Source organism: Pseudomonas fluorescens (assembly GCF_005938625.1).
Classification (GTDB): domain Bacteria; phylum Pseudomonadota; class Gammaproteobacteria; order Pseudomonadales; family Pseudomonadaceae; genus Aquipseudomonas; species Aquipseudomonas fluorescens_BD.
Map to the genome: position 1 here is coordinate 59,697 of NZ_VCNJ01000005.1, position 17,820 is coordinate 77,516.

The 17,820-nt window shown below is 61.4% G+C and carries 15 protein-coding genes; 2 read left to right on the top strand and 13 right to left on the bottom strand.

Annotated elements, in window-relative coordinates:
• The first annotated feature begins 75 nt into the window (after positions 1-75).
• Positions 76-795 carry a 16S rRNA (uracil(1498)-N(3))-methyltransferase gene (locus tag FGA82_RS04910; RefSeq protein ID WP_141126226.1) on the top strand — a complete coding sequence of 240 codons (720 nt, stop codon included), beginning with the start codon at positions 76-78 and terminating at the stop codon, positions 793-795.
• Positions 796-931: 136 nt separating this feature from the next.
• On the opposite strand, the gene trhA is transcribed toward FGA82_RS04910, so the two are convergent.
• Entirely contained in the window at positions 932-1,549 is a 618-nt protein-coding gene (gene trhA / locus FGA82_RS04915) for a PAQR family membrane homeostasis protein TrhA (RefSeq protein WP_007913708.1), read from the bottom strand.
• 187 nt (positions 1,550-1,736) lie between these two features.
• On the opposite strand from trhA, the gene FGA82_RS04920 reads away from it, so the two are divergent.
• On the top strand, positions 1,737-2,657 hold the full coding sequence (locus FGA82_RS04920) for a LysR family transcriptional regulator (RefSeq protein ID WP_141126227.1): 921 nt from the start codon (positions 1,737-1,739) through the stop codon (positions 2,655-2,657).
• Between the two features lie 189 nt (positions 2,658-2,846).
• Here the strand turns inward: FGA82_RS04920 and madM are convergent, their stop codons facing one another.
• From madM to FGA82_RS04980, 12 genes are all read right to left on the bottom strand, one after another.
• A complete protein-coding gene (madM, locus tag FGA82_RS04925; RefSeq protein WP_095049482.1) occupies positions 2,847-3,611 on the bottom strand; it encodes a malonate transporter subunit MadM in 765 nt (254 codons plus the stop codon).
• Position 3,612: 1 nt separating this feature from the next.
• Positions 3,613-4,029: a malonate transporter subunit MadL gene (gene madL / locus FGA82_RS04930; protein ID WP_038358777.1), complete on the bottom strand. Its 417-nt coding sequence runs from the start codon at positions 4,027-4,029 to the stop codon at positions 3,613-3,615.
• A 65-nt stretch (positions 4,030-4,094) separates the two neighbouring features.
• A complete protein-coding gene (gene mdcH, locus FGA82_RS04935) occupies positions 4,095-5,015 on the bottom strand; it encodes a malonate decarboxylase subunit epsilon (protein WP_141126228.1) in 921 nt (306 codons plus the stop codon).
• Positions 5,012-5,632 (bottom strand): malonate decarboxylase holo-ACP synthase, encoded by a 621-nt coding sequence (locus FGA82_RS04940; RefSeq protein WP_141126229.1) that lies wholly within the window; start codon positions 5,630-5,632, stop codon positions 5,012-5,014. The genes mdcH and FGA82_RS04940 overlap by 4 nt, the downstream gene beginning before the upstream one ends.
• Positions 5,626-6,411, bottom strand: coding sequence for a biotin-independent malonate decarboxylase subunit gamma (gene mdcE, locus FGA82_RS04945; RefSeq protein ID WP_141126230.1), 786 nt, complete (start codon positions 6,409-6,411; stop codon positions 5,626-5,628). Before mdcE ends, FGA82_RS04940 begins: the two co-directional genes overlap by 7 nt.
• Positions 6,408-7,259 (bottom strand): biotin-independent malonate decarboxylase subunit beta, encoded by an 852-nt coding sequence (locus FGA82_RS04950; protein WP_141126231.1) that lies wholly within the window; start codon positions 7,257-7,259, stop codon positions 6,408-6,410. Before FGA82_RS04950 ends, mdcE begins: the two co-directional genes overlap by 4 nt.
• The gene (locus FGA82_RS04955; RefSeq protein ID WP_141126232.1) at positions 7,252-7,551 is read right to left on the bottom strand and encodes a malonate decarboxylase subunit delta; all 300 of its coding nucleotides are present in this window, start codon (positions 7,549-7,551) and stop codon (positions 7,252-7,254) included. Before FGA82_RS04955 ends, FGA82_RS04950 begins: the two co-directional genes overlap by 8 nt.
• On the bottom strand, positions 7,551-8,423 hold the full coding sequence (locus tag FGA82_RS04960) for a triphosphoribosyl-dephospho-CoA synthase (RefSeq protein ID WP_141126233.1): 873 nt from the start codon (positions 8,421-8,423) through the stop codon (positions 7,551-7,553). Before FGA82_RS04960 ends, FGA82_RS04955 begins: the two co-directional genes overlap by 1 nt.
• Entirely contained in the window at positions 8,423-10,093 is a 1,671-nt protein-coding gene (gene mdcA, locus FGA82_RS04965) for a malonate decarboxylase subunit alpha (RefSeq protein WP_141126234.1), read from the bottom strand. Before mdcA ends, FGA82_RS04960 begins: the two co-directional genes overlap by 1 nt.
• 336 nt (positions 10,094-10,429) lie before the next feature.
• A complete protein-coding gene (locus FGA82_RS04970; protein WP_141126235.1) occupies positions 10,430-10,795 on the bottom strand; it encodes a DUF6124 family protein in 366 nt (121 codons plus the stop codon).
• 656 nt (positions 10,796-11,451) lie between these two features.
• Positions 11,452-11,922, bottom strand: coding sequence for a chemotaxis protein CheW (locus FGA82_RS04975; RefSeq protein ID WP_141126236.1), 471 nt, complete (start codon positions 11,920-11,922; stop codon positions 11,452-11,454).
• Complete coding sequence (locus FGA82_RS04980; RefSeq protein ID WP_141126237.1) at positions 11,915-17,812, bottom strand: Hpt domain-containing protein; 5,898 nt, start codon at positions 17,810-17,812, stop codon at positions 11,915-11,917. Before FGA82_RS04980 ends, FGA82_RS04975 begins: the two co-directional genes overlap by 8 nt.
• Positions 17,813-17,820: the final 8 nt, after the last annotated feature.

Sequence of the window (17,820 nt, forward strand, 5' to 3'; positions counted from 1 at the left end):
AAGCGGACGCAGAGCGTCCATCGAGGCATTCCCACGCAGAGCGTGGGAACGATCTAATCTTTCCAGAGACCCGAAATGAGACTGTCCCGCTTCTTTATCGACGCCCCCCTGAGCACCGGCGAACACGAATTGCCGGAGGCTCAGGCGCATTACATCAGCCGCGTGCTGCGCATGGCCGAGGGCGATGCAGTGCAGTTGTTCGACGGTTCCGGGCATGAGTTTCGCGGCGCTCTGCTGGAAGTCGGCAAGAAACGCGTGACCGTGCAGATCGACGAGCAATTCGCCGGCCAGGTCGAATCGCCGCTGCACATCCACCTCGGCCAGGGCTTGTCCCGTGGCGAGCGGATGGATTGGGCGATTCAGAAAGCCACCGAACTGGGCGTGAATGAAATTACGCCGATCTTCAGTGATCGCTGCGAAGTCCGCCTCAAGGACGAACGTGCCGACAAGCGCCTGCTGCACTGGCGTCAGGTGGCGGTCAGCGCTTGCGAGCAATGTGGGCGTTCGCGGGTGCCGGTGATTCATCCGCCGGTGTTGTTGGCGGACTGGATCAAGCAGACTGAAGCCGAGTTGAAGCTGGTGTTGCACCCGGTGGCCGAGCCGTTAGTGAGTCATGCCAAACCGGCGACGCTGGCGTTCCTGATCGGGCCTGAAGGTGGTTTGACGGACGCCGAAGTCGAGCAGGCCAAAGGCAACGGCTTCCACGCCGCCCGCCTCGGCCCTCGCGTGTTGCGCACCGAGACCGCGCCAGTGGTTGCACTGGCGGTGGCTCAGCAGCTTTGGGGTGATTTCTAAACCTTTTTGCCGGACTGATCGTTCCCACGCTCTGCGTGGGAATGCAGCCCGGGACGCTCCGCGTCCCAAACAGCGTGACGCAGAGCGTCACAGGAGGCGTTACCACGCAGAGCGTGGGAACGATCAGTAAGCCGGGCTACAGGACATAAAACAGAATCGCGACAAAGTGCAGCAAACTCCCGGCAATCACGAACAAATGCCAAATCCCATGCGCATGCCGCAACCGGTGATCGAGGGCAAAAAAGATAATCCCCACCGTGTACAAAACCCCGCCTGACGCCAGCCAGGCAAACCCGGTCGTACCCAGCGCCGCAATCAGCGGCTTGACCGCCACCAACACAATCCAGCCCATCACCGCGTAAATCACGATCGACAGAATCCGCGCCTCCGAACGCGGTTTGATCTCTTGCAGAATGCCGATCAGCGCCAGCCCCCAGACAATCCCGAACAACGTCCAGCCCCACGGCCCGCGCAGGGTCACCAGGCAGAACGGTGTATAGCTGCCGGCAATCAACAGGTAGATCGAAAAGTGATCAACCTTCTTCATGATCGCTTTCTTGCGCCCGCGCACGCTGTGGTACACGGTTGATGCGCTGTAGAGCACCAGCAGGGTAAACGCGTAAATCGCCACACTGACAATCTTCCACGGGCTGCCATCCAGGCAGGCGATCACCAACATCCACACGCCGCCGACAAAAGCCGCCACTGCCCCGACCAGATGGGTCCAGGCGTTCAATCGTTCTCCGTGATACATGTATCGCATACCTCATATTCATTACCGCAGCGCGCAAGGCTCGGGCCTTGGGCGTAAAAGCGCAATCAAAAGATCGCAGCCTTCGGCAGCTTCTACCTTCGAACGCATTCCAATGTAGGAGCTGCCGAAGGCTGCGATCTTTTGATCTTCAAGGCACAATCGACGCATTCCAAAAAGAGTCCGCGCCATGCTGATCGACGAAGAATTGACCCTGAAAAAACTCGAGGTGTTCCTCGCTTTCATGCGCACCGGCAACCTCGCCCGTGCTGCTGCCGAGCTGCAGACCAGCAACGTCAGCGTGCACCGCGCGATTCACTCGCTGGAAAGCGCCCTGCGCTGCCCGCTGTTCAAACACGAAGGGCGCAACCTGACGCCGCTGGAAAGTGCTTATGTACTCGAAGAGCGCGCACAGAAGCTGATCAACGACGTCGTCGAAAGCGTACGCCTGACCCGCGAAGCCGCAGGGTTCTCGGCTGAACGCTTCAAACTCGGCTCCCTGTATTCGCTGACGGTGAAAACCGTACCGCAACTGATCATGGGCCTGAAAATCCGCCGCAGCGAACTCAACATCGACCTGATACTCGGCTCAAACATCGACCTGCTCTACAAGCTGAAGAACATGGAAGTCGACGCGATACTGGTGTCGCTGGACGACAGCATCAACGACCCGGATTGCGAGCAGATTGCACTGTTTTCCGATGACATCTTCCTCGCCACCCCGGCAGATTCAAAGTTCGCCCAGCGCAATGAAGTGGATCTGGCCGAAGTGCGCGATGAAACCTTCATCACCCTGACTCAGGGCTTCGCGACCCATCAGGACGGTAACCGGGTGTTCAAGCAAGCGGGGTTCGAGCCGAAAGTGGCGATGCAGGTGAATGACATCTTCACGCTGCTGAGCATGGTCAGCTCGGGGGTGGGTTATGCGTTGCTGCCAGGAAGGATTGCGGCGGTGTATGAGAATCGGGTGAAGCTGATTCCGTTGCAGGAGAAGTACCGGTTGCAGCAGCACATTGGCGTAGTGTTTTTGAAAGCCAAGGAGCGCGATCCGAATTTGCTGGCGTTGTTGGCGGAGTGTCGGATGTATGCGAATCGGCAGGCTGGGGCTTAGATCAAGATCAAGAGCAACCCCCGCACCCCAGCCCTCTCCCCCAAGGGGTAGAGGGGGAAAGGGAGCAGATCGGGGGCTTCTCAGAACCTGAGTTCCACTCAGAAATTTCAGGTCGATGTACCTCCTCCATCCACCCCGGTCAGTCCCCTCTCCCCCCGGGAGAGGGCTAGGGTGAGGGGCTTTTGATCTTCAGCCAACAATCCCGCGAACGATGAAGAACAACAGCGATGGCCCAAGCAAACACCCAAGCCCGGTATGAAACGTAGCCGTCAACGCCCCATAAGGCACCAACCGTCGATCCGTCGCCGCCAGCCCAGCAGTCACGCCGCTGACAGTCCCGGCCAAGCCACCAAATACCATCGCCGAACGCGGGTTATCCAGCCCCATCCAACGCGCCGCGACCGGCGTGCCGACCATCACCAGAATCGCCTTGATCAACCCGGTGGCAATCGACAGCGCCATCACATCCGAGGTCGCGCCAATCGCCGCGCCAGTCACCGGCCCAACAATATAAGTCACCGCTCCCGCGCCAATGGTGGTCATGCTCACCGCATCGCGATAACCGAACGCCCAGGCCATGCACGCGCCGACAATGAACGGCAGGATCGTGCCCAGCAGCAAGGCAATGACACCGATCAACCCGGCCTTCTTCGCCTCGGTCGCCTGCACTTCAAACGCGGTGGCCACAATCGCAAAATCACGCAGCATCGCCCCGCCCATCAGGCCGATACCCGAGAACAAAGTCAGATCCGCCAGGCCTTTCTGCCCGCCGGTCATGGTGCCGCCGACCCATGCCAAAACCAGACCGATGACGATGGCAATCGCCGAGCCGTGAATGCGTCCGAACGTCAGGCGTTTGGACAGAATCACCGACACCCACATGATCACGCCGACAAAAGCGAAGGCAGTGACCAAGCCGTTGTGTTCCAGACCTTTCTCGATGAGATCCCACATATCAGCGGCCTCCTACTGGCGTGCCGACCGGGGAGATTTCCGCCGGCTCGTCAGGCAATGGTTCGCCTTTATGGGTGCGGCTGATCAAGGCAATCGTGCAGCCACAGACCACCACTGAACCGATCGCCGCCAGCACGGCCACCGGACCGCCATGCAACGCGGTGACGACGTTCTGCTGCGCGGCCATGGCCACCACCACCGGAATGTACATCGCGCCCCAGAAGCCGACGCCCATCTCGCATTCCTTGGTCATGCCGCCACGCTTCTGCATCCACAACCGCGCGCAAATCAGCAGGATCATGGCGATGCCGACCCCGCCGACGTTGGATTTGACGCCCAACAACACGCCGAGCATGTCACCCATGATCACCCCTGCCAGCGTACAGATCGCGAGCAGCGCCACACCGTAAATAATCATTGTTGTAGTCCTCAAAGTGCATCGTCGAATGTTGTTTTTGTTGTTCGAAGCTTGAGTCGGCGGTTTTAGAGTTGGCGGCCACCCTCCTCACGCAAAAGCGCTTGCAGGGTGTCGAGGCGCGCACTGTCGAAGGCTGTGACCGTGCCTTGCTCGAACACCCGGCGCGCCAGCCCGGTCAGCACCGCACCGGGCGGCAGTTCGATCTGTAAACGCACGCCGCGCTCATAAGCGCTTTGCACGGTGCCGCGCCAATCCACTACGCGACACATGTTGAAGGCGAGGTCGTCGCGCAGCGCTTCTACTTTGGTCACAGGGCGTGCGCGACTGCCGCTCAGGTAAGCGATTTTCGGGGTTTTCAGTTCGACCTTGGCGAAAGCTTCGGCGAGGGTTTGCGCCGGTTTGTCCAGCAATGGGCAGTGCGACGGCACGCTTACCGCCAGACGTTTTGCCAGACCGGCGCCACGACTGCGCGCCAGTTCGGCCAACGCTTGCATGGCCTTGTCACTGCCGGCAATCACCACCTGATTGTCGGCGTTGATGTTGGCCAGATACACCGGCGAATCTTCACTGTGCACCTGCGCCAGCAGCGTTTCGACTGTGGATAACTGCAGGCCGATGATCGCGGTCATGCCGTAGCCTTGTGGATAAGCCTGTTGCATCAGTTCGCCGCGCAGGCTGACCAGATGTAGCGCATCGCTGAAGCTCAAGGCCCCGGCGACCACCGCTGCCGGGTAAGCACCGATGGACAGGCCTGCGACGTAGTCCGCCGTCAGTCCGTCCTGCAACAACTGCCGCGAAGCAGCGACGCCGGCGATCAGCAGACAGAGCTGAACCGCCCTTGTCGTGCGCAACGCTGCGCTGGAATCCAGCAGCGATACATCTTCACCGAGCACATCACTGGCCTCGGTCAACGACTCCCGAGGCAAGCGCTGCAGCATGCCCGCTTGCTGCGCGCCCTGGCCGGGGAATACCAGCAGACTGCTCACGCTGCCTGCTCCTGCGGGTTCCACGGGTCAGTCACCAAACAGGCCTGATACTCGTTTTTCAGCAGCACGCGTGCCGATCCGCTGGCCCACTCGCGCAATGCGACCGCACCGAACGGCGTCTGCAACTGCATGTCGATCCGGCACACGGCTTGATCGAAAATCGCGACGAATTTGCGTGCCTGATTACGGGTGATCAGTTGCGGTGTACGCAGAATCAAATCGAGGTCGCTGACCGCGTGCATCGCGGTAAAACCACTGGCCAATTCAAACCCGACACTGCCGCTGACACCCCAGACCCAACCGCAATCGTCGAGCATTGGCCGCAGTTGTTTGAGTGCCTGCATGACCGGCAGATCGCGCTCGCTGTCGACGTGACACAGCGCTTCCGGACTGACCCGACAGGCAATCGAATCGACCGCCATAAACGCTGCCAGCCGCTGTTCGCGCAACACACCGCGCACGCCGACCGCGACAAAACCTTCTGCACTCAACGCCCGCCGCACCACCACCGGTTGCCCGGCGGCCAATGACTCGACTGCCCACAGCGGCGCATCCGCCGGCAACTGCGCCGGGGTCATGCCCCAGAGCAGATCGTGGGCCAGAGGCGTGCTCACCACTGCGCCCTCAACAGTTCGCGAACCTTGCTGGAGGCCGCACGATTTTTCGCGCCGAGGCGATTGCTCAAGTCAGTGCTGGCGATATCGCCGATGGCCTGTTTCAGGCATTCGTTCACCCGCGCCAGATCCTCTGTGGTCGGCTGTTCAATCTGCTGCACAGACAGGGTTTCCCAGAGCAATCCGAGGCTCGCATAACTGTCGATGTCATAAGCCATCGGCGGCACACTGGCGGCCAGCGCTTCCAGTTCTTCAACACTGCGCAAGGTCACCCGCGCCGCCGACGCCTTGCCCATCGCATGCACCATCACGCCCGGATCACGCAGCGCGATCAAACGATTGGCCTGGTAACCATGAGCCAGAAACGCCCCGGACATCGCTTTACCGACCAACAACGCAATCACCGGATGCCCGGCCAAACGCGCACGGGCGTAACTGTCCGCCGCACCGGCCAGCGCCTGATGAATGCCGAGGGCTTCTTCGCGCCGACCATAAGCCTGGCTCGGCACATCGACGATGGCGATGATCGGGCGCTTCTGCGCTTTATCGCGATCAACGCTGATCGCATCATCCACAGCCTTGGCCAGACCCCAGCCTTCGAGCAAACCGACTTCGCCATTACGAGCGCGCGGGAAACGATTGTCCGGGTCAGCGACCACAGCGATAAAACGCCCCAGCTCACCGTCACCCACCTTCAACGATGGCGGCAGCCCTTCGACCGCGACAGCGCCCGCGCTCAAGGCGTTGAACCAGTTCAAACCGCGCAGCGAATAACCGCTCATGAGCGCTCTCCTTGATACAGATCGCGAACCACCGACGGTTCGATTTGCGGGTCAGTGTTCAGATTGCCGAGGCGTTGCAGAAACCACTCGGCGCGCTGGCTGCGTGGTTTCGCTGGCAAACCCTGCTGCAGTAATTCACCAACCTGCTGACGAATCTTCGCCACGTCATCGGCGACGTAACGATCCACCAGACCACTGGCAAAACGCTGCTCGCCGCCAGTCAGGCTCCAGATGAATGGCCGGTCGCGGGAGTCGTATTCTTCGATCCCCGCTTCCTGTTCGATAACCTGCGGGCCGTTCAAGCCGAGGCGCGCTTCCTGAGTCACCAACAAATAGCTGCACAGCGCGGCAGCAATCGACATGCCGCCGAAACACCCAACGCTGCCCGCAACCACACCGACCACCGGTTGGTACTGCTGCAAATCGACAATCGCTGCGTGAATATCGGCAATCGCCGCCAGCCCGAGATTGGCCTCCTGCAAGCGCACACCGCCGGTTTCCAGCAGCAACACCGCGCGGGTCGGAATGCCTTTGCGGTTGTCTTCAGCCGCCAGTTCCAGCGCGCCGGCAATCTTCGCCCCGCCGACTTCGCCAAGGCTGCCGCCCTGAAATGCGCCTTCAATTGCGGCAATGACTACCGGCAAACCGTCGAGGCTGCCCTTGGCGATCACTACACCGTCATCGGCCTGCGGCACCACGCCCTGACGTTCGAGCCACGGCGACATCACCCGTTGAAACGGATCGAGCAACTCACGAAAGCTGCCGGCATCGAGCAAGGCTTTCGCCCGTTGCCGCGCGCCGAGTTCGACGAAGCTGTGTTTGTTCAAAAGCGCTGCGCTGTCAGTCATGGCCGATCTCCTCGAAACCTTGTTCCAGACGCAAGCGCACCACCCCCGGCGTCGCGCCGAAATCGTGGATATCGATGGCCATTGCCGGCGGCGTGGTGCCGTCGAACATCCGCGCAAACAGATGCTGCCAGCGCAGTTGTGCGCCGTTGACCGAGGTCTGCACATTGATCGTCAGCTTGCCGGCCAGGCCCGGTTCGATCAGCACTTCCAGATCACCCGAGCCGACACAACCGACCAGCGCGCGACCGCGTGGCGGCTGCCCGGCGGGGAATTCAAACGATAGGCTTTCCATCAAAACGCTCCCTGAGAGTTGCCGTCGCGCTCGATACGGTCGAGCAGCAGCGTGGCGGCGAGCAAGTCGGCGGCGCCACCGGGCGAGGCATTCAATGCGATGAGTTGTTGATCCAGTTCGTGCAAGCGACGACGACCGCTGAGGCTGGCGCTGCCACCGGCGTCGAGCACGGCTTGCGCGCCGGACTGCATGGCGTGCAGGCCCTCTTCACCGGCGCGGTAGAGCACGCAGGTGTCGGCCAGATTGGTCATGATTGCGAGCAAGGCGTCGAGCCGGGCGTTTTGTTCGCCGCTTGCTTGGGCACGGCTGCGTTTGAGTTGTGGCAGGCCGCGTTGCAGCACCGAAGGGAAGCCGAGTTGCGCTTCTTCACGAGCACCGCGTGCGCCGTAACGCAGGGCGACTTGCGCGCCGTGGCTCAAGGGTTTGGGTGCGTGGCGATCGTCCAGCAAGGCCAGACGTGCGGCGCGTAGGGTCACGGCATTGGCGCTGGAGGATTGCGGTTCCAGTGCAGCGGCGGTCACCAATAATCCCAAGGCCCAGATCGCCCCGCGATGCGTGTTCACGCCGTTGGTGGTCGTGAGCATGGCTTGCTCGCCTTCACGACCGATCCGGCCAATCGCTTCGCGCAACGTTGAATCGACTTCACCGATTGCAACCGCCGCTTCAGCCATTTCCTTGAACGCCGGCCACAACGCCAGCGCGGAAGCATGCATCAGGCCCAAGTGCAAATCGGTGTGCGCGCCATTGCCGCGACGGTCGACCAGTGCCGGTTTCGGCGACAGATCGGCCTCGTCGATCAACGCGTCCACCGCCAGGTCGGCCAATCGATCAGCCAGGGACAGCGGTTTCGCTTGCAGGTTAAATGCGTGCATTACCAGCTCCTGAATTTCGCGGGCGGGTTGTACAGGCCACCAGACCACTCGACCAAATCGGCCACGCTTTTCGCCGCGAGCAATTCGCGGGTGGCGTCGGTGCGGCGGATACCGAGGTCTTCGGGCAAAGCGATCAGGCCTTCGCGGCGCATGCGTTCGGTGTCTTTCGGGTTGTGGCGCAGGCCGATGGCGGTGACGCCGGCGACCGCGGCGATCATCGCCTGGCGCTCTTCCAGCGAGCGTGCCTTGTACAGGTAGGCGATGCCTTCTTCGGTGAGCAGGTGGGTGACGTCGTCGCCGTAAATCATGATCGGCGCCAGCGGCATGCCGCTTTTCTTCGCCACTTCTACCGCGTCGAGGGTTTCAACGAAGGTCGGTTTGCCGCCCTCCTGGAACGTCTCGACCATTTGCACCACGAGTTTTTTGCCGCGTTCGAGCATCGGCTGCTGCGAGTCGTCGTGACGCATGTCCAGCCACGCCGGGGTGCCGTGACGGCGACCGCGCGGGTCGTGGCCCATGTTCGGCGCACCGCCGAAACCGGCGAGGCGGCCACGGGTGACGGTTGAGGAATGGCCATCGCCATCGACCTGCAACGTCGCGCCGATAAACAGATCCACCGCGTATTGCCCGGCCAGTTGGCAGAACATTCGGTTGGAACGCAACGAGCCGTCACGGCCGGTGAAGAACACGTCCGGGCGCGCGGCGATGTAGTTTTCCATGCCCAGTTCGGTGCCGAAGCAATGCACGCTTTCGACCCAGCCACTTTCAATCGCCGGGATCAACGTCGGGTGCGGGTTGAGCGTCCAGTTGCGGCAGATCTTGCCTTTGAGGCCGAGGGATTCGCCGTAGGTCGGCAGGATCAGCTCGATGGCGGCGGTGTTGAAACCGATGCCGTGGTTGAGCGACTGCACGTTGTGTTTTTCGTAGATGCCGCGAATCGCCATCATCGCCATCAGCACGTGTACAGGTTTGATGTGGCGTGGGTCGCGGGTGAACAGCGGTTCGATGTAGAACGGCTTGTCGGCGACCACGACGAAATCGACCCACGACGCGGGAATGTCCACGCGCGGTAGCTCGCTGACGTCGTCGACCAATTGGTTGACCTGGACGATGACGATGCCGTCGCTGAACGCGGCCGGTTCGATCAGTGCCGGGGTGTCTTCGGTGCTGGGGCCGGTGTAGATGTTACCGGCGCGGTCGGCCATGAACCCGGCCGAGAGCACGACGTTGGGGATCAGGTCCACCACCAGCCGGGCGTAGAGTTCGATGTAAGTGTGGATCGCGCCGACTTCCAGCAGGCCGTCTTCGAGCAATTGGCTGATGCGCAGGCTTTGGGTGCCGGCGAAGGAGAAATCGAGTTTGCGAGCGATGCCGCGTTCGAACAGATCCAGATGCTCAGAGCGGCCAACACTTGGCATGATCATGTGCAGGTCGTGAAGCTTTTCCGGGTCGGCTTTGGCCAGCGAGCGCGAAAGGAAATCCGCCTGCTTCTGGTTGTTACCCTCCAGCACCACACGGTCGCCGGGATGGATCAGCGCTTCGAGCGCGGCGACGATCTTGTCGGTGGGCAACACCACACCGTCGGCCAGCGCGCGCACCTTGTCGAGGCGGCGCTGCTTCTCATCGCGCCGCCGCGTCCAGCGCGAGTCGGGGGAAATTGTTGTTGTCATGCTCACTCCACGGGGTTCGCTGTCGTGGAGCTAAGGTAGGCGCGTGGGGTGGGGGCATCAATCAAGCGCGGTGGTGAATCATTACGCTGAGCGTAACGATCAAGAGCACCCTCACCCTAGCCCTCTCCCGGAGGGAGAGGGGACCGATTGGGGGATGCTCAAGGGATACGCCGACCTGATCGTGCTTTACCGAATCCATAATTGACTCGGTTTACCAAACTCATAATCGACTCGGTTTTTCAGGTCGATGTATAGCGCAAGACACCTCGGTAGGCCCCCTCTCCCTACGGGCGGTCCGACGTTTCGGGAGGGCTGGGGTGAGGGTCGGCTTTTAAATCACTCCGTCGGCACCAACCTATCCAACAAACGGTTGACGGCCATCTCCGCCACCATCACTACCTGCGCAATACCTTGCACAGTCTTTCGGTGCGTACCTTCCACCATTGCCGCATGGTTGTTGAGCATCACCGTAGCCGAGCCAAGGGTTTCGCTGGCGTCGGCCAGCAGGGATTCGGTGTCGGCGTTGGGGTTGGCCATGTACAGCGTGTTGGGGGTGTAAGGCGTGGCCATCAGATCGGCGTTGGTAGGGCCAAGGTAATGATCGAGGGCGCGCTCGGCGGCTTCGTGGAATTTCTTCGAATCGGGGGATTCGTAGGGGGATGCCGGGTCGGTGAGCGGCGGGTTTGGCGTTACTTTGAACATTTACCAGATCCTCATTCGGGCTAGCCACCGCTTCCCTACTAAAAGAAGTGGAGGCAGCTGTGCGCAGGTTAGTAGACCGGGGATCTGGGAAACCGGCGCGCCGAAGCGCCCTGCGCACAACCACCATAAAGTGCAGGTATGGAGTACCTGACTGTCTGATGAGCTATACGCCCCAAATATGACGGGCTACTAAACCCGATCACTGGAAATCAGTGACGGAATCAAGTTACGCAGCATGCCAAAGGCGCACAAGCCGGCGGATTCTGGTACATGCGTAGGCAGCGGCGCAAGGATTTGTAGGCCAGGGAGCCGTAACACCGGGTGTCTTTAAACAGATGTGCTGGATGGTGTTTATTGCGCACAGCGATTGAGGATTTGTCTGTCGGATTGAGGTGTAGCGACTGACGCCTTCGCGAGCAAGCTCGCTCTCACAGGAGATCTTCAGAGATCGCAGATTTTGTGTACGACATAAACCCACTGTGGGAGCGAGCTTGCTCGCGAAGAGGCCAGCCGAAGCAGCGCAAGTTCTGGATCACCCCGCGGATGATCGTTCCCACGCTCTGCGTGGGAATGCCTCAACGGACGCTCTGCGTTCGGCTTTTTGGGACGCGGAGCGTCCCGGGCTGCATTCCTTTGCTGCGCGTGGGAACGATCAATCAGTCAACGAGACCAGCATCCACCAACAACTTCTCCAACCCCAACAAATCCGGCACCTTCGCCACCTGTTCCCCGACCTGCACCGCCGCTTGCTCCAGCCCACACAACGGCACATCGACATAGCTCAACTGACTGTCGAGCTTGTAAGAGCGCGGAATCCCCTGCACCAGCAGCGCTATGAACTTCAGCTCCGGCAACCCGCCGAGGGCATTGAGGATGACAATCCGCGCGCGCTCGCCAATGACGATTTTCTGCCCGCACGCAGACTCAAAACTGAGCAACGGAATCTGCCGCTCGCGCCACTTCACGCGCCCCAGATACCACGGCGGCGTATCCAGATCGAAAGCGCTGGCCTGGTAATCGATCAATTCAGCAACAGCGACGTTAGGCAAAATCAAATTGCGATCCGCCAACGGCAGCAACAACCCGGTGAGCTGACTGGTGCGCTGATTATGCCGGCGCTCATGCATGTTTCTTGCTCCACTGGGCAATGCTTTCAAGCAGCACCGACTCTTGATACGGCTTGCCGAGGTAGTCGTTGACGCCAATCGCCATCGCGCGATCGCGGTGTTTCTGCCCGGTGCGCGAGGTGATCATGATGATCGGCAGGTGTTGCAGGCGCTCGTCGTTGCGCACCTGGGTGGCGACTTCGAAGCCGTCCATGCGCGGCATTTCGATGTCGAGCAGCATCAGGTCGGGCATGTGCTCTTCCAGCAGCAGCATGGCGTCGACACCGTCCTTGGCGGTCAGCACGTTCATGCCGTGGCGTTCGAGCAAACGGCTGGTGACCTTGCGCACGGTGACCGAGTCGTCGACTACCATCACCAGTAGCGGTTTGTGTGGTTCGCTGTCGATTTCCGGCAGCGTCGGTGTCTGCGCAACCCGCGCTTGCATCGCCCGAATCGGTGCGAGCAAATCGAGAATCAGCACCACCCGGCCATCACCGAGAATCGTCGCCCCGGACACACCCTGCACCGCCGCGAATTGCGCACCGAGGCTCTTGACCACGATCTCGCGGGTGCCGGCCATGGTGTCGACCTGCACGGCGATGCGCCGGTCGTTGTAGTGCACCAGCAGCACCGGCAAAGGCAGATTCTGGCCCAACAGTTTCGGTCGCGGCGCGGTTTTCAGCAGTTCGCCGAGGTAGCACAGTTCGTAGGTCTGGCCGCCGTATTGGTAGCGCGGCGGATCAACCCGGAAGTGCCCTTCCAGATCATTTGGCAACACGCGAACAATGCCTTCGATGGTGTTCAGCGGAATCGCGTATTGATCCTCGCCACACTGCACCATCAGCGCACGGTTGACCGACAGGGTGAACGGCAGACGAATGCGGAAATGCACGCCCTGCCCCGGCACCGAATCGATACTCATGCTGCCGCCGAGCTGCCGCACCTCTTCGTGCACAACGTCCATGCCGACGCCGCGCCCCGAAATCTGGGTGATCTTTTCCGCTGTGGAAAACCCCGGTTGAAGGATGAACTGCAACACGTCGCGGTCGCTGATCTCGGCTTCCGGCGCGAGCATGCCGCGCTTGATTGCCTTCTTGCGCACGGCTTCCAGAGGCACCCCGGCACCGTCGTCGCGAATATCGAAAACAATGTCGCCGCCCTCGCGGGACAGGTCGAGGCTGATCTGCCCTTGCGCCGGTTTACCCGCCGCCAGCCGCACCTCGGCAGACTCCAGACCATGGTCGACGGCGTTGCGCAGCATGTGCTCCAGCGGCGCGGCCATGCGCTCCAGTACGTTGCGATCCATCTCGCCTTCGGCGTTGCCGACGACGAAGGCGACGTCTTTGTTCAGCTCTTCAGCGACCTGGCGGACGATGCGTTTGAGGCGCGGCAACATGCGCTCGAACGGCACCATGCGCGTACGCATCAGGCCTTCCTGCAACTCGGTGTTGATGCGGCCCTGTTGCTGCAACAGGTTCTCGGCGTCGTGATTGCGGCGGTCGAGGGTTTCCTTGAGATCGAGCAGGTCGGAGGCCGATTCGAACAGCGCCCGCGACAGTTGCTGCAACTGCGAATGGCGGTCCATTTCCAGCGGATCGAATTCTTCGTAACCGAGGCGTTCGGCGTCGACTTGCTGACGGCTGAGAATCCGCCCCTGGGTTTCCGTGTCGAGACGGCGCAGCTGATCGCGCATGCGTTCGATGGTGGTTTCCATCTCTTTCAGCGCGATCTGTGCGTCGTTGACTTGCTGTTCGATTCGACCACGGAAGATCGAGGTTTCCCCGGCCAGATTGACCAGTTCATCAAGCAGTTCGGCGGAGACTTTGACCATGTCCGCGCCAGCCTCGGCAGCCGGCGGTGCAGGTTCGGTCTTGGCGGGCAGCGGCAACGCTGGCGGTGTTTCGACCGTTACCGGATGACTGAAATTCTGGATCGCGTTGATCAACCGATCCGCCGGCGGGCACGGTTGCCCGGCGCGCACGCCATCGAGCATTTGCGCCAGACGGTCATGGCCGCGCTGCACCAGCGCGAACAGCTCCGCCGACGGCTGCAAAGCGCCGCTGGAAAGACTTTCGTAAAGGTATTCCAGCTCATGGGCGAGGTCGCCGATCGGGCCGATCTCGACCATCCGCGCGCCACCCTTGAGTGTGTGCAGATCGCGCAGCAGGGTTTCCACTTCCTGACGATTGCCCGGCTCGGCCTGCCAGCGCAGCAGCGCGGCGCCGGAGTTTTCGATGATGTCGAAACCTTCTTCGAGGAAGATCTCCAGCAACTCGGGATCGTGACCGGCGCTGTCGTGCTCGGTTATTGCTGGCGGCGTTTCGGCAACGACCTGACCTTGGCGGACCTGACGGATGACTTCGATCAGATCCAGCGCCGGGGTCAGCGGCTGATGGTTTTGCAACTGATCAAGCAACAGCGCCAAGCGGTCATGGCTCTTGAGCAGCAAGCGCCCCAGGCTTTCGCTGTAGTGATAACGACGATCGACCAGACCTTCGTAAAGGCTTTCCAGCTCCTGGGCCAGATCGCCGATGGCCTCGACTTCGGCCATCCGCGCGCCACCCTTGAGGGTGTGCAAATCACGCTGCAACGAGGACAGTGGCGCTGTGTTGTCCGGATCGCTCAGCCAGCGCTGCAGGGCTTGGCCGGAACTGTCGAGAATGTCCACGGCCTCTTCAAGGAAGATCTCGACAATCTCGTCATCGGGCTCAAGCGCCGTTGCCTTTTGCTGCAACTCAGCGGTGGCGCTGCCCAGTTCGCGGATGCTCAGGGTGCGGCTGCCATCGCTGCGGATCAAGCCCATGGACGATGGGTCGAGACTCTCATCGAGCAGGTCATGCAAGGCACGAATCCGCTCTGGTTGCGGCGTGACTTCCTGCCCGGCAGCCAGTTCATCGAGCATGTTGATCAGCGCTTCGTGAGCGTTCTGCGCTTCCTGGAAAAACCGTTCGCTGACCGCCAGGCTGCTTTCTTCCACCGCGCCATACAGGTCGAGCAAGGCTTCACACAGCACGTCGACCGGCAGCAGGTCGGCCATGTGCGCGCCTTCGCCGAGGGTGGTCAGCTCATCCAGCAACGCACTGAGTTCCTGACGCTCGCCGGGATGTTGCTGCCAGCGCTGCAAGAGATTTTCCGCGTCAAGGAGAATGTCCATGCCTTGGGCGAGGAAGTTGTTGATCAGTTGTGGATCGCGCTTGATCCGCAGGCCGGTGTGCGGCGCATCGAGGATCGACGCCAGGCGCTCGGCGAGCAGGGTTTCCGAGCGTTTGATCAGCGACTGCGCGCCGACAATCGGTGCCAGCGGATCATGCTTGAGCTGACGCAGACCGACGCGGAACAGGCCCTCGGCTTCAAGTAGCAACTCCACTTCGTCGAGGTCCAGCGGCAACTGGTGCGCCTTGAACTCGCGGGCCAGTTGATCGAGCGGTGCCGCGAGTTCGGCAATCGGCAATACGCCGGCCATCGACGCACTGCCCTTGAGCGTATGCAAGGCGCGTTGCAACTCGTCGCTGGCCTGCAACGGCACATGCTCGGCGGCTTGATCGAGAAAGCGATTGAGGCTGGCGAGGTGGGTCTCGGCCTCTTTGCGGAAGATCTCCAGCAACAGCGGATCGAGTGCCGCGACATCGCCGATGTCTTCGGCAGCCAGCGGCTCGTCACCTTTGGCCAAGGCGTGGGCACGGGCAGCGAGTTGATCGACATCGCTGCGCTGCCGTTGGCTGTTAGTGGCGAATTCGCTGATCAGCTCGGGCAGCAACAGCACGGTGTCGGTCAGCACTTGCTGCACCACCGAGCCCGGCTCGACACTTTGTTCGAGCACGCGGTTGAGCAGGTTTTCCACCGACCACGCCAGCTCGCCGAGGATCAGCGCGCGGACCATGCGCCCGCTGCCCTTCAAGGTGTGGAAGGCCCGGCGCAGTTCAGTCAGCGCATCGCGGTCCTGCGAATTGGCGATCCAGCGCGGCAAGTATTCGTGGAGAACTTCGAGGACCTCGTCGGTCTCTTCAAGGAACACTTCGCGCAGTTCATCGTCGACCGGTTCTTCACCGGCCGGCGGCGGCATCAGACTGCCGGGCGTCATCAATGCAGGCGGATTGAGCGCTGACACCGGGCTGGCCAGAACGTCGGCCAGCGACTGTACGGTTTCCGGATCATCGAGCGCCTGCATGTCCTGCATCACCAGCGCTTCGCTGGGGCTGAGCACATCTTCGAGCACAGGCACGTGCGGTTCATTTGGAAAGAAACCCAGACTGGCAAGGGATTTCTGCGCGACATCCAGCAATTGTTCGCCCGGTGCCTGCGGGTCGTCGCTCAAGCGTTCGAGGTAGTACTCAAGGCTGCTGATGACATCGGCCAGACGATCCAGTTGCTCCCAACCCGGCTCGTGCGGGTCGAGCAGCAAATGTTCGCGGATAAACCCGTTGCACGCTTCGACCAGACTCGCCGCGCGGCTGAGCGGAATCATCGCCAGCGCACCGCGTACTTGAGTCAGCAGCGCCGGCAACGCTTGCAGGTGCTGGCGATCCCAATCGGCGTCGATGTAGTCGACGATCATGTCCTTGGCCTGTTGCAGGCAGATGCGTGCTTCCTTGATGACGATCTGATGGATCTGCGTCAGGTCGGTGGTCGGCAGGCGCTCGTCTTCCGGGCTTTCCGGCTCGACGGTGCCGACCATGCCGGCCAGCGTCGCTTCGACGTAGAGCAAGGCGCCGGCGACGTCCATCAGGATTGCGTCATTCGGTTCGCGCTGGCCCTGGGCAAGGCTGAGCACCACGGCCAATTGATCGATGATGACTTTGCGCGGCTGGCCGAAACCGAGCACGGCGAGGGTGTCGGCGATCTGCCGCAACGGCGCCAGCAAACTCTCCAGATCCGAAGTGTGCTGACGGTCGCTGCGCACGAACAGGTCGAGGCGTTCCTTGACCCGCACCAGTTCTTCGCACAGAGCTGCCAGCACCGAGCGCATCGCATCGCGGTCGGGGCCGGCCAGGCGTGCGCGTTCTTCGTCGACCATCGCGCTGTCGGGCAACGCGTCGTCCAGCGAGTAGCGATCTTTCATGGTCAGCATCTGCCCGGTGGGATGTTCGGCTTTGGCAATATAGAACAACAGGCTTTTCAGCAGCTCCGCCGGCGCCGGCTGATTGAGGCCGGACAGGCCTTGTTCGAGCAGGCGCTTGAGCTCTTTGTCGGCGTCCTTGAACAGGCTGCGCAGCGCCGGGCTGTTGGCAATCACGCCTTCGCGCATGCCTTCGACCAGCGCCGAAGCGACCTGCCACAACGGGCTCAGGGGTGAATCGCCGCTCAGCGCTTCGAGGCGGGTAAAAACTTTCGCCAGATAGTCGAGATGCGTCCGGTCATCCTGTTCGCGCAGCAAACCGACCAAAGCCATTTGCAGCATCTGGCGCAACTTACGCAGCACGTTCGGCAGCTCTGCCGGTTCAAGCAGCGCTAGCGCATCAGCGCTCAAGGGCGGTAGCTCGGGCAGTTGCGGGCTGAACAGGCTGGTCTCCGAGAGCAGGCTTTCACCACGAGCACTACGCAGATCGTTGATCAGCGGCAACACCACCAACGGCAGATCTCGGCGGGCGCTCTGCACGCGGTCGAGGTAGATCGGCAATTGCCCAAGGGCTTGCAGCAACAAGTGCAGCGCTTCGTCGCGATGGCTGACGCGCTCGTGCTGCAAGGCTTCGACCAGATGTTCCATTTCTTCGGCGAGCAAAGCGGCGCCGTAGAACTCGACCATCTGCAGGCTGCCGTGGACCTGATGGATATACGCCAGGCACTCGTCCAGCCCCGGGAAGGCCTGCGGATCGTCGAGCACGGCTTCAATCGCCTGATGCGCCTGCCTCAGCGTTTCGGCAATTTCGCCTTTGACCCATTCGAGGGCCACATAGTCGTGCCGATCACCCATAACCACTC

Excerpts from the sequence above, each read along its gene's own strand:
- FGA82_RS04955 (WP_141126232.1), bottom strand. The coding sequence starts at position 7,551 with ATGGAAAGCCTATCGTTTGAATTCCCCGCCGGGCAGCCGCCACGCGGT.
- FGA82_RS04980 (WP_141126237.1), bottom strand. The coding sequence starts at position 17,812 with ATGGGTGATCGGCACGACTATGTGGCCCTCGAATGGGTCAAAGGCGAA.
- FGA82_RS04970 (WP_141126235.1), bottom strand. The coding sequence starts at position 10,795 with ATGTTCAAAGTAACGCCAAACCCGCCGCTCACCGACCCGGCATCCCCC.
- mdcE (WP_141126230.1), bottom strand. The coding sequence starts at position 6,411 with ATGAGCGGTTATTCGCTGCGCGGTTTGAACTGGTTCAACGCCTTGAGC.
- mdcA (WP_141126234.1), bottom strand. The coding sequence starts at position 10,093 with ATGACAACAACAATTTCCCCCGACTCGCGCTGGACGCGGCGGCGCGAT.
- madM (WP_095049482.1), bottom strand. The coding sequence starts at position 3,611 with ATGTGGGATCTCATCGAGAAAGGTCTGGAACACAACGGCTTGGTCACT.
- FGA82_RS04975 (WP_141126236.1), bottom strand. The coding sequence starts at position 11,922 with ATGCATGAGCGCCGGCATAATCAGCGCACCAGTCAGCTCACCGGGTTG.
- madL (WP_038358777.1), bottom strand. The coding sequence starts at position 4,029 with ATGATTATTTACGGTGTGGCGCTGCTCGCGATCTGTACGCTGGCAGGG.
- FGA82_RS04910 (WP_141126226.1), top strand. The coding sequence starts at position 76 with ATGAGACTGTCCCGCTTCTTTATCGACGCCCCCCTGAGCACCGGCGAA.
- trhA (WP_007913708.1), bottom strand. The coding sequence starts at position 1,549 with ATGTATCACGGAGAACGATTGAACGCCTGGACCCATCTGGTCGGGGCA.
- FGA82_RS04960 (WP_141126233.1), bottom strand. The coding sequence starts at position 8,423 with ATGCACGCATTTAACCTGCAAGCGAAACCGCTGTCCCTGGCTGATCGA.
- FGA82_RS04920 (WP_141126227.1), top strand. The coding sequence starts at position 1,737 with ATGCTGATCGACGAAGAATTGACCCTGAAAAAACTCGAGGTGTTCCTC.
- FGA82_RS04950 (WP_141126231.1), bottom strand. The coding sequence starts at position 7,259 with ATGACTGACAGCGCAGCGCTTTTGAACAAACACAGCTTCGTCGAACTC.